Annotated in this window: 10 protein-coding genes; 3 read left to right on the forward strand and 7 right to left on the reverse strand. The window is 61.2% G+C overall.

Going from position 1 to position 11,359, the window contains the following annotated elements; all coding sequences use genetic code 11:
- The coding region (locus WEA77_RS14675; protein ID WP_368068621.1) for a hypothetical protein at positions 1-367 on the forward strand (367 nt) is incomplete at its 5' end.
- 34 nt (positions 368-401) lie between these two features.
- On the opposite strand, the gene WEA77_RS14680 is transcribed toward WEA77_RS14675, so the two are convergent.
- From WEA77_RS14680 to WEA77_RS14705, 6 genes are all read right to left on the reverse strand, one after another.
- Positions 402-1,967: an amino acid permease gene (locus tag WEA77_RS14680; RefSeq protein ID WP_368068622.1), complete on the reverse strand. Its 1,566-nt coding sequence runs from the start codon at positions 1,965-1,967 to the stop codon at positions 402-404.
- A gap of 124 nt (positions 1,968-2,091) precedes the next feature.
- Positions 2,092-2,823 (reverse strand): peptidase, encoded by a 732-nt coding sequence (locus tag WEA77_RS14685; RefSeq protein ID WP_368068623.1) that lies wholly within the window; start codon positions 2,821-2,823, stop codon positions 2,092-2,094.
- Positions 2,824-2,850: 27 nt separating this feature from the next.
- The gene (locus WEA77_RS14690; RefSeq protein ID WP_368068624.1) at positions 2,851-3,654 is read right to left on the reverse strand and encodes a transglutaminase domain-containing protein; all 804 of its coding nucleotides are present in this window, start codon (positions 3,652-3,654) and stop codon (positions 2,851-2,853) included.
- 10 nt (positions 3,655-3,664) lie between these two features.
- Positions 3,665-4,606 carry an alpha-E domain-containing protein gene (locus WEA77_RS14695; protein ID WP_368068625.1) on the reverse strand — a complete coding sequence of 314 codons (942 nt, stop codon included), beginning with the start codon at positions 4,604-4,606 and terminating at the stop codon, positions 3,665-3,667.
- Positions 4,607-4,610: 4 nt separating this feature from the next.
- Entirely contained in the window at positions 4,611-6,038 is a 1,428-nt protein-coding gene (locus WEA77_RS14700) for a circularly permuted type 2 ATP-grasp protein (RefSeq protein WP_368068626.1), read from the reverse strand.
- Between the two features lie 124 nt (positions 6,039-6,162).
- Positions 6,163-7,989, reverse strand: a complete 1,827-nt coding sequence (locus WEA77_RS14705; protein WP_368068627.1) for an SLC13 family permease — start codon at positions 7,987-7,989, stop codon at positions 6,163-6,165.
- 188 nt (positions 7,990-8,177) lie between these two features.
- Here WEA77_RS14705 and WEA77_RS14710 point away from each other — a divergent pair, with 188 nt between their 5' ends.
- Positions 8,178-8,834, forward strand: coding sequence for a methyltransferase (locus WEA77_RS14710; RefSeq protein WP_368068628.1), 657 nt, complete (start codon positions 8,178-8,180; stop codon positions 8,832-8,834).
- Between the two features lie 67 nt (positions 8,835-8,901).
- Here WEA77_RS14710 and WEA77_RS14715 read toward each other — a convergent pair whose 3' ends face one another.
- Positions 8,902-9,393 carry an EAL domain-containing protein gene (locus tag WEA77_RS14715; protein WP_368068629.1) on the reverse strand — a complete coding sequence of 164 codons (492 nt, stop codon included), beginning with the start codon at positions 9,391-9,393 and terminating at the stop codon, positions 8,902-8,904.
- A 943-nt stretch (positions 9,394-10,336) separates the two neighbouring features.
- Between WEA77_RS14715 and WEA77_RS14720 the strand changes: the two genes are divergently transcribed.
- A partial coding sequence (locus WEA77_RS14720) for a CHASE2 domain-containing protein (RefSeq protein WP_368068630.1) occupies positions 10,337-11,359 on the forward strand: 1,023 nt, incomplete at its 3' end.

Genomic DNA, 11,359 nt, shown 5'->3' on the forward strand with positions numbered 1-11,359 from the left:
GAGCGCAGTGCGCATGCCCGCGAAGGGACTGCTGGCAGAACTGGAAGCGGGGCGCCCTGTGCTGGTGCCAGTCGAAGTCCCATCCGTCTACGTACAAACCTGGCAGCTCCCGGGCATTAACGTGCCGCTGCTCGGATTTCCCTCTGAGTTCATAACCTCGCGCACAGCCTGGCTTTCAGAGAAAACAAACCAGCAAATGCTGAACCACTACCTTCTGGTAGCCGGGCACGAGGGCGACATGTTTGTCGTACTGGAGCCTGTCGCAGGCCTGCGGACAATCTCCGCCGAGCGGCTGGAGCGCTACCGCGCGCCGTTCGGCAATGCGGCCATCGTGTTCAGCAGGCAAGAAGGCCGAAGCGCGGAATAAGCGCCCCGGCCCCTGATTTCAGGAACGATTTGCCTCAGTCCCGGATCGGCGGGACTGGTTGAGGCGGCGCGTCAGGATCGAGTTCGTGTACCTCAATAAGACCGCGGCCGACATGGCTGTGATTGCGGCTGTAGAGGAAGTAGATCGCAAGGCCGATTGCTGTCCATGCAGGCAGCACAAGCATTGCAGCCGCTGGAAGGTTCAGGAACAGGAACAGACAACCAAGCAAAGTTGCAGGCCCGACAAACCAGAGCAATGGCGTCCGGAAGGTACGGTGGCGTGCCGGATCTGTCCGCCTGAGTATCATGACCACGATGCCGACCATGAAGAACGCGTAGAGCGTGCCGGCATTCGCAATATCAGCAAGCTGACCAACGGGCAGGATCGCAGCCGCAAACGCGACTACACCGCCAGTGATCGCGGTGACGACATAAGGCGTCTTCCATTTCGGGTGCACCTTGGACAGTCCTTCTGGCAGCAAGCCGTCACGCGACATCACAAAGAATATCCGGGTCTGGCCGAAAAGCAGGATCAGGATGACAGAAGGCATGGAAACGAAGACTGCAATGCCGAGGAGATTGCCAACACCACTAAACCCGATCTGGCGCAGCACATGGGCGAGTGCCTCATTCGAACATACTAGCATCTGCGAGTATTCAGGCATCGCGCATTGGCGGGCGAGTTGTTCCGAACCGGCCGGAAACGGAATGCCATCCGGCCCGAGAATGGGCTGCCCGCCGATTGAACCGATCGCACCGGCAGCAACAAGGATATAGAATAGTGTGCAGACAAGTAGCGATCCGATCAGGCCGATCGGGACATTGCGCTGCGGGTTCTTGGTTTCCTCGGCAGCAGTCGAAACCGCATCAAACCCGACATATGCAAAGAAGATGGTTGCGGCTGCGCCCACTACGCCAACTCCGGAACCAAAGCCGCCAAAAACGCCTGCGGGCAGGAAGGGGTTAAAGTTCTGCATTTCCACCGCTGGCAGGGTCAGCACAAGAAACACAGTCAGCGTGATAATCTTGATGGCAACGAGGACGGCGTTGACGCGTGCGGATGCTGCCGTGCCAATCATCAGCAGCCAGGTGATGAGCAAGGCGATGACCACAGCTGGCAGGTTCACCATACCATCCGGCGCGCCGCCAAGAAACGCCGGCCCCGCCGCCAGGAAGGCCGGCAATTGTATACCCGTGAGTTCATTCAGCGTACCGACAAAATAGCCGGACCAGCCAACGGAAACGGCACTTGCTGCCACGGCATACTCAAGCACGAGCGCCCAGCCGACCGTCCAGGCAAGCATTTCGCCCAGTGCTGTGTAGGTGTAAGTGTATGCTGAACCCGCAACGGGCAGCATGGAGGCAATCTCAGCATAGCAAAGCGCTGCAACCACGCAGACACCACCTGCGATCAGGAAAGAAACCATCAGCCCAGGCCCGGCCTTCTGCGCACCAACTGCAGTCAACACGAAAATGCCGGTTCCGATGATACAGCCGACCCCAAACAAGATGAGCTGGATAGGCCCGAGCGAGCGATGCAGGGCTTTCTTTTCGGCAGTTGCAAGAATCGCGTCGAGCGATTTTACCCGATCGAAGATCATTCGGTTAAATCCTGATTGTTTATGTTTGTGCCGCGCGCAATGCCTCGGCCCCCAGAGGGCAGGAACCTAGCCAAATGCTGGCCCCGTTCAAGGCAAATCGCGCATGGCCACGCCCCAGGCAGGGCTAGAACGAGAACCCTGGCAGCGAATCGAACGCCCTCTTGAGGGCTTCGCCCCAGCCGTTGGAGATCGTCTGATAATAGGGGTCTTCCCCCTCGATCCGCTTGGACAGGCCGAGCCGGAGGGCATCCTTTTCAACCACCTGGAGGTCCAGCGGCAGACCGACCGAGAGGTTTGCCTTGATGGTTGAGTCAAAGGACACCATCAGCAACTTGGCCGCGTCCTCGAAGCTCATGGCCCGATTGTAGGCCCGCACGAGGATCGGCCGGCCATACTTGGTTTCGCCGATCTGGAAGAAAGGCGTGTCATCGCTGGCCTCGATGAAGTTGCCCTCAGGGTAGATCAGGAACAGGCGCGGCTCCATGCCTTTCACCTGTCCGCCCAGGATGATTGTGGAATTGAAGGCGGAGTCGGCCTTCTGGCCGGTGGGCGAATTGGACTGGATGACGTCGCGCAGGGTCTCGCCCACATACCGCGCGATCTGGAACATTGTCGGCATTTCGAGGATCGACGGGCGGCGTTCCGATGGCGCCTTGGTGCGCTCCTCAAGGATGCTGATTACCGATTGCGTGGTGGCGAGGTTTCCCGCCGTCATCAACACCAGTACGCGCTCGCCCGGCGTCTGCCAGGTGAACAGCTTGCGGAAGCGGGACACATTGTCGACGCCTGCATTGGTGCGGGTGTCCGACATAAAGGCCAGGCCGCGATTGAGCTTGAGACCGACGCAGTAAGTCATGTTCCGAAGGACCGTGAGGTGAATTTCTTATTGTTGCTGCACCTGTATCGACACATCGAGCGATTCGCTCGCGGCGCCGAACCGCATTCCAGAAACGGGCGCGGCCTCCCTGTAGTCAAGGCCTGTCGCCACGCGAACATAGCGGCTGTCCGGCGAAATAGCGTTGGAAATGTCAAACCCGACCCAGCCGAGGCCGGAGACATGCACCTCCGCCCAGGCATGGCCGGCATCCTGCTGGATACGGTCGTTCATCATCAGGTAGCCGCCGGCATAGCGCGCCGGATACCCCAGCAGGCGCGCCGCCGCGATGAAGACGTGCGCGTGGTCCTGGCAGACGCCGTGCCCGGCTTCCAGCGCCTCTTCGGCCTTGGAATCGGCATCCGTCCAGCCAGGCTCGTAGTGAATCGCATCTCGTACCAGTCCGGCAATTGCGTGAAGGCGCGCCAGATCCCCGGCCGACGCATCGGGCGCCGATTTGGCAATCCGTCGCAGCAGCGGGCCCGGGCGGGTGAGCAAGGTCGAGCGCTTGAAAAGCCAGAGCGGCGTGAACCCGCCATGCGTGCCGATCACCCCGGCGCGGTCTTCCACCTCGACCTCACCATCAGTGGAAATGGTCAGTGCCTCTGCGCCTGTATCGAGACTGATCAGCTGCACCCAGTTGGCATTGTGATCTTCGTACTCCGCCTCTATTCGCCCGCCTTCGATATGGTGTTTCCAGCTCAGCACCTGCTGGCCGGCGCGCGACTTCGGCGTCTGGCGAAGCTGCAGCAAGCCATAAGAGACGGGCGCTGTGTAGCGGTAACGAGCGCTGTGGTTGATCTTCAGACGCATCGGGCCTGCCTCACCGGTTGAAGCGGAAATCTTCCTCGACGTGTCCGGCGAGGGCGTTATTGGACTGGATGAAGCGCGTCAGGAATTCGTGCAGGCCGCGCTCCATGATCTGGTCGATTGTAAGGTCTTCGAGTTCGTCTCGCAGGCCGAGAACATGGTCCAGGCTGGGGCGGCGGACAGAATAGTCCGAACACAGATGGCCCAGGTTACCGGCGATCTTGCGCATGCAATAGAGAAGCGAGCGCGGCATGCGCCGGTCCAGGATCAGGAAGTCGGCAATCGTCAGCGGACGCGTTTCGCCGCCGTAGAGCCAGCGGAAAGACCGCTCGGCCGAGGCCGCGCGCAGGATGGTCTCCCACTGCACATTATCCAATGTCGAGCCGACGAGTTGCACAGACGGCAGCAGGACATAGTATTTCACGTCGAGGATACGGGCGATGTTGTCGGCCCGCTCGATGAATGTGCCAACCCGCGCGAAGTTGTAGATGTCGTTGCGCAGCATCGTGCCGACCGTCGCGCCGCGCACAAGGGCGCTCTGGTTCCGGATGAGGGTCAGCACGTCCGGCAGGTCGGTTTCGCGCACTGGCCGCGCGAGCGTCGATTTCAATGTGATCCAGGTTTCGTTGACGGCTTCCCAGACTTCCCGCGTCAGCGCCGTGCGCACGAGACGGGCATTGTTGCGTGCGCCTTCGATGACCGAGATAACACTCGACGGATTAGCCGGATCGCGCAGCAGGAAGTTGATGACACTCGGACCATCGAACTTGCCGCCCGCCTCGACGAAGGCCTTGCGGGCAGAGGCTGTGTCGATGATCGAGGCCCACTCATCCTCGGCATGGTCCGAGCGGGTCATCGCGATGCGGAAACCCGCATCCGCGAGGCGCGCAGTGTTTTCTGCCCGCTCGAGGTAACGGTACATCCAGAACAGGCCGCCTGCGGTCTTGCCCAGCATCGGCCTAGTCCTCCAGAACCCAGGTGTCTTTGGTGCCGCCGCCCTGGCTGGAGTTTACCACCAGCGAACCTTTCTTCAGCGCCACGCGGGTCAGTCCGCCCGGTGTGATCCGGATGCCGTCCGGCGACATCAGGACGAAGGGGCGAAGGTCGACATGGCGCGGCGCAAGGCCAGCGCGGGTGAGGATCGGCACGGTCGATAGCGCGAGCGTAGGCTGCGCGATGTAATTGGCGGGCTTGGCGACGAGCTTGGCGCGGAAGGCCTCGAGTTCCTTCTTCGAGGCGGCAGGGCCGACCAGCATGCCATAGCCGCCGGAGCCATGCACTTCCTTGACCACAAGCTCGGAGAGGTGATCAAGCACATAGGAAAGAGACGATGCCTCCGAACAGCGCCAGGTCGGCACGTTTTTCAGGATCGGTTTCTCGCCCGTGTAGAACTGCACGATGTCCGGCATATAAGAGTAGATCGCCTTGTCGTCAGCGATGCCGGTGCCCGGCGCATTGGCGATGGTGATGCCACCAGATCGGTAGACATCGAGAATGCCGGGCACGCCAAGGAAGGAGTCCGGACGGAAGTTCAGCGGGTCAAGGTAATCGTCATCGACGCGGCGATAGAGCACGTCGATGGGCGTGTAACCAAGAGTGGTGCGCATGGCGATCCGGCCATCAACGACGCGCAGGTCATGGCCCTCGACCAGTTCGGCGCCCATCTGGTCTGCGAGGAATGCGTGCTCGTAATAGGCGGAGTTGTGGATCCCAGGCGTCAGTACCGCCACGACCGGGCGGCCATTGCAGGCGGGCGGTGCGCAAGCGGAGAGCGAGCGGCGCAGCATCTTCGGATAATCAGAAACCGGCCGTACACGGATTTTTGTGAATAGTTCCGGGAACATCTGCAGCATCGTCTCGCGGTTTTCCAGCATGTAGGAAACGCCGGAAGGCGTGCGGGCATTGTCCTCCAGCACGAAGAATTCGTTCTCGCTGGTGCGCACGAGGTCCACACCAACGATATGGGTGAAGACCCCGCCGGGCGGCGAGACACCGAGCATCTTGGGCAGGAAGGCGTCGTTGTTCTCGATCAGCTCGACGGGGAATCGGCCGGCGCGGAGGATTTCCTGGCGGTGGTAGATGTCGTGCAGGAAGGCGTTGATCGCGCGCACGCGCTGCTCGATCCCTCGGGTCAGCTTCGACCATTCCTTTGCCGAGATGATGCGGGGCACGATGTCGAACGGGATCAGCCGCTCGTCGGCATCGGCGGCGCCATAGACGTTGAAGGTGATGCCGGTGCGCCGGAAGAAGCTTTCCGCCTCCCGCGCCTTTCGGCGCAGGCGCTCGGGCGGCTCGCCCGCGAACCATTCGCCATACCGCGCATAGGGCGCGCGCGGGCGTTCGCCGCCCCCGTCCATCTCATTGAAAAATGCCGGAGTTTCTCCCATACGGGCCACCTTACGCGGGATTCATTGGCGCTCAACGGGCTTCGCCTGCGAGGCACAGTCGACGCAACCCTGCCCCATACTCAGGCAAAGCGCCACAAAGGCTGCCCGAAAATCCGGCAAACCCTTAAGCGGCGACTGGTACCAGAGGCCAGAAGATCGGAATCACGAAGGCGGCGACCGCCAGAAAGATCCAGTTCAGGGGCGACCCGAACTTCACGAAATCCATGAACTTGTAACCGCCCGCCCGGTAAACGAGCGTGTTGGTCTGGTAGCCGATGGGCGTGGCGAAGCTGGCGCTTGCGGCAAACATCACGGCCACAACAAATGGTCGCGGATCAATACCGGTTTCCTGGGCGAGGCCGATGGCCAGCGGCGTGATCAGGATCGCCGCTGCATTGTTGCTCATGATCTCGGTCACGATCGAGGTGAACGCATAGACGATGATGAGCAGGATCAGCGGGCCAAACCCGCCCGATACCATGCCCAGGAACCCGACAAGGAGGTCAGCGGCTCCCGTTTTCTCCAGCGCGATACCGAGGGCCAGCATGCCGAAGATCAGCATCAGGATGTCCCACTGAATCGACTGGTAGGCCTCCTGGTGATCGAGGCAGCCGAACGCGACCACAGCCGTCGCGGCGATTAGCGCGAGGCCGGCAATCGGCATCAGCTCAATGGCAGCGAGGCCCATGACCAGCAACACGGCGCCGATGGCGATGGGCGCCTTGTCGCGGCGGATGGCGCGTTCGGTGCTTTCGGTGAGGTTGTTCAGGACGCCGTCCTCAAACATCTGCCGCATCCCGGCAGGCGGGCCTTCGATAAGGACCGTGTCGCCAACCTCGAAGCGCAGCTCGTCAATCTGGCGCGCCATGTTCTCGCCGCGGCGATGGATGGCGAGCACGTAGACACCATACAGGCGCGCAAGGCCGAGACCGGCAAGCCGGCGGCCGATCAGCCGCGATTGCGGGCCGATCACGCCTTCCATGACGACGGTTTCAGTGGTCTGCACCGGCTCGAAGGACGTGGACGAGTTCGCCTGCGCCCCCAGCGCAACGTTACCGGCTTCCTTGAGCGTAAGCATTTCCGAGACCGGCGACCGAAGCACTATACGGTCGCCCGCTTTCAGCACGATGGCCTTCAGGTTGTTGCGCAGCGACAAGCCCTCACGGAACACGTCGATGACGGTAAAACCCTTTTCGACGGTGAACCCTGTCTCAGCGACGGTCTTGCCGATCAGATCGGAGTTGAGCGGTATCAGGATCTGCGCCACGAAGCGGCGCTCTTTCTGGTCCGGCAGCAGCGAGGTCAGGGATTCGCGGTTGGGCAGCAGGAAAGGTCCGAGGATCGCCGTGTAAAGAATGCCGACACCGGCGAACATAAGGCCTGCCAGCGTAATTTCGAACATGCCGAACGCCGCCATACCCTCGCGCTGGGCCACACCATCGACAAGGATATTGGTAGACGTACCGATCAGTGTCGTTGTGCCGCCAAAGATCGCCGCAAACGAGAGCGGGATCAGCAGCTTCGATGGCGATACTCCGATGGTACGGCCCAGCCGGATGGCAACCGGAATGAGAATGATCACAACGGGCGTATTGTTGATGAAGGCCGACAGCACGACCACTGAGGCCATCAGAAGGATGACCGCCAGTGTCGGCGAGCCCTTCTGCGCGATACTCGCAACCTTGCGTCCCACCCAGTCGATCACGCCGGTCCGCTCCAGCGCCGCCGACAGGATGAACATCGCACCAACGGTAATCGGCGCAGCGTTCGAGAAGACGGAAAGAGTATCCCCGACGGTGAGGATCCCCGTCAGCATCAGTGCGCCCATGGCAAGCAGCGCGACAACATCCGCCGGGATTTTCTCCCGGATGAAGCCGAAAAACACGAATCCTACGAGAACCAGCACGAAGCCGATCTGGAAGGTCGAGCTCTCGAGGATCGGTGCGAGCATGCAGGGCCCTGAACGCCGTTGACAATTTTGCCACACAAGCCCGAACAGGGAGCGAGCGCAACCGTATTACGGGTGCGCAAAACTAACCTGCCCGTTCAGCTGGCCAAAACGCTCCTGCAGCGACTAGAGGAGGTGGGCACCTGCCGGAGAGGACCCCTCCCCTGAAACTGCCGCGCGACCTTGAGGAGATGAAGGCCTTCATCCGGGCGAATACGCGGCTGGCACCCGTTGCGGGGCTGAACCTCGCGGGTAGCGGTACGCAGGTTCCGATGCGGCTTTGGCAGGCCGACGAGATCACGCCGATCTGGTCGGCGACCGAAGCGGAGCTCGAACAGGCGGGGCTCGATCCCCCGTTCTGGGCGTTTCCCTGGGCAGGCGGACAGGCCGTCGCGCGGCTGATCCTCGCGCGCCCCGGTCTCGCGCGCGGCAAACGCGTGCTGGATATTGCAGCCGGCAGCGGGATGATCGCCGTCGCGGCGGCAAGCGCCGGCGCGGCGCAGGTGCTGGCCAATGACATAGACCCACTGTGCGAGGCGGCTGTCGCGCTGAATGCCAGCGCAAACGGCGTGGAGATTGGTTGGCTCAGCGGCAACCTTCTTGAGGCGCCGCCGCCCGATGTGGATGTGATCCTCGCGGGCGACATCTTTTACCAGAAGCAGATGGCTGAGCGATTTCTCAACTGGCTCGGCAGCGCTGCGGCCCAGGGCGTGGACGTCTATGCCGGCGATCCCGGGCGCGCCTACGCGCCTGAAGGCGGTGCGGCGCCCGTCGCCGAATACAACATCGAGACAACGACTGACCTTGAAAGCGTTTCGCAGCGCCGCGGGGTCGTCTGGAAGCTCTGAACGCACCCTGGATGGCGCACGGGGCGCGGCGCCGGCCCGCGTGTCCGGCCGACCGTCTGAGCGCCGTTCAGGCTGCGACTGTGGCAGTTTCTGCCGCCGCCGCCCCAAGTCTTGCATTTGACAAGCTTTCCGGGCGGCCAAAATAGCAGCCTTGCAGTTCGTTGCAGCCCGCGGCCTTGAGGACTTGCGCCGTTTGCTCGGTCTCAACGCCTTCGGCGACGACGCGAACGTCCAGCCCCTTTGCCATCTGCACCCCGACGGACACGGGGCCGTGTGCTTTCGGTGCTGTTTCGAGACGCTTGATCAGTATACGGTCAGTCTTGACGCAACTGAAGCCACAGGACTGAAGGTAAGTGAGGCTTGTAGATACCGCTCCAAAATCATCCAGCGCAAAATCGCTGAGCTTCCGGGTCCCTTCCTGACGCTGAAGGAGGATGCGCTTTGAACGGATCAATTTCGGGAAGGTACGATTGTGGCGGTAAAGAATGCTGATCATTCCCGCCGCGGCCGGGGCAAGCCTCAAAGCTTCGGGGACCATCCGGGCGCCATCTGCCAGCATGAAAAAGGCAAAGAATGGCATTGGTGCAAGGGTTGCAAGGGAGAGCGCCGCCGATCTGAGCGCCATCAGGCAGAAGACAGACGTGATCTGCGTAAGCGCGGGGAAGAAGGTCAGGTTACCTTTGGCGTGCACAACTGCGTCCGGGTAAAGCAGGAGCCCCCAGACCCTGAACGCCGCCGTCATCACAACACCCAGCCTGCCGGTCGTGCGGATATGTCTGAGGATTTCAGCATCCGGGAAGCCGGCGTCGCGGTGACGGCTCCACCAGACACTCCTGACGCCAGCACCCGGCCACAGCAGAACCCCAGAAGAGCTGCCTCCTGGTTAATTCAATTACTCAGCCAAGTTCACTGATTTTTAGACAGTTTTGCCTACTCCTGGTTGGTAAAATGATGCTGAACCAAGTCTGGGCCTGAATCATGCGCTATTTAATCTCTTCGCAGCGGCTTGCGTTGGCCTCCGTCTTTGCGGTCTCCTTGTTTGCATTCCCCGCGAACGCCGCCAACAACGGATCAACGAGTTCGGGCGCCGTGAGCGCAAGCGGTCTAAGCCTGCTTGCGAATGGCAATCAGTCCGGCTTCCCGGGCCAGATCAACGCGCCGATCACGGGTAGTGCCGTCAGTATCTCTGCCGTAACCGGTGGATTGGTTGGCGGACCGCAGACAATTGATCTGCTGCTCCGGGCCGCCGCCTCGACAGGCAATGGCAACGGCAATGTCAATGGCGGAGCACCTGCCGTTCTAGTCCCCGGCCTTGGCTTGCGCACAGGCGGCGCACCTCTTGTTCCAGGCTCCGGCCTTGGCGCAGGCGGCAATGACGCCAGTGCGAATACTCCGCAATTGTTCGGCCCGGTTAGCCAAGAATCAATCGTTCGCGGATAGGCTCGTGTTTCGCGCCCCGGACATCTGGCGGCCATCAGATAGCTGTCAGGACTGTGATCTTCATGCTGGGCAAGCCAAACAAGGCCAAAGACGGGTCTGAACGCGTTTACTCAACCCGCATTCATCGGTTCGCGACCGTTGCGGCTGCGATCGGGCTATCCGCCTCGCTGGCTATGTTTGACGGCGACGGACCGTTAGAACGCGCTTTTGGCGAAATCCGCGACACTATAAATTCGAAGCCAGCGAGCGGAAGAATCCATCTTGTCGAGATCGATGCCAAGTCTCTCAAGAGCCTCGACAAGTGGCCCTGGCCGCGCAGCTATCATGCCCAACTGGTTGACCGGCTGAATGAAGCCGGAGTCCAACAGATCGTGTTCGACATAGATTTCTCATCACGCTCTACAGATGCCGAGGACGCCGCCTTGGCGAGCGCATTGGCGCGGGCACGGGGCAAAGTCGTTCTGCCCACATTCCGCCAACCCGCCAGCAGCGCGGATCAGACTGCCGAACTCGAGAACCTGCCGATAGAGATTTTGCGCGAACAGGCATTCCTTGGATCGGTAAACGTGCATCCGGGCAAGGATGGCCAGGTAAACAGATATCCCTTCGGTGCCATAACCGGCGGCGTGCCGCGCCCCTCCATTGGCGCCTTGCTCGCTAATGCCAACGGCGCTGTGACATCTGTTTTCGATCTCGACCATTCCATCGAGATCGACACGATCCCGGCCTACAGTTTCGTCGACATTGTAGAAGGCCGATTCGATGCGGCCGACTTCGAGGGAAAGCGGGTCATCGTCGGCGCGACGGCGATCGAGATGGGCGACAGATATGCAACAGCGCGCTTCGGATTTGTGCCGGGCGTTCTGCTGCAGGCACTGGCCGCCGAAACACTGATGGCAGGCACGGCGCTTCCTCACCTGGGGCCATGGCCGATGCTGTTTTTGGCCCTTCTGCTGCTTGGGATACTCTACCCGTTTCTAGGCCGGAAAGACTGGCATGTGGAGCCAGTAGCTATATTCCTTGTGCTGACGATATTTTTCGTTCCTCTACTTGCTGAACGCTATAGGTTTGCCAACCTCGACCTC

Origin of the sequence: Hyphomonas sp., assembly GCF_040882205.1 — a bacterium.
GTDB lineage: Bacteria > Pseudomonadota > Alphaproteobacteria > Caulobacterales > Hyphomonadaceae > Hyphomonas.

What these genes read in the sequence shown, in the direction of transcription:
- WEA77_RS14690 (WP_368068624.1), bottom strand. Translation starts at nt 3,654, where the DNA reads ATGCGTCTGAAGATCAACCACAGCGCTCGTTACCGCTACACAGCGCCC.
- WEA77_RS14710 (WP_368068628.1), top strand. Translation starts at nt 8,178, where the DNA reads ATGAAGGCCTTCATCCGGGCGAATACGCGGCTGGCACCCGTTGCGGGG.
- WEA77_RS14680 (WP_368068622.1), bottom strand. Translation starts at nt 1,967, where the DNA reads ATGATCTTCGATCGGGTAAAATCGCTCGACGCGATTCTTGCAACTGCC.
- WEA77_RS14695 (WP_368068625.1), bottom strand. Translation starts at nt 4,606, where the DNA reads ATGCTGGGCAAGACCGCAGGCGGCCTGTTCTGGATGTACCGTTACCTC.
- WEA77_RS14700 (WP_368068626.1), bottom strand. Translation starts at nt 6,038, where the DNA reads ATGGGAGAAACTCCGGCATTTTTCAATGAGATGGACGGGGGCGGCGAA.
- WEA77_RS14685 (WP_368068623.1), bottom strand. Translation starts at nt 2,823, where the DNA reads ATGACTTACTGCGTCGGTCTCAAGCTCAATCGCGGCCTGGCCTTTATG.
- WEA77_RS14705 (WP_368068627.1), bottom strand. Translation starts at nt 7,989, where the DNA reads ATGCTCGCACCGATCCTCGAGAGCTCGACCTTCCAGATCGGCTTCGTG.
- WEA77_RS14715 (WP_368068629.1), bottom strand. Translation starts at nt 9,393, where the DNA reads ATGCTGGCAGATGGCGCCCGGATGGTCCCCGAAGCTTTGAGGCTTGCC.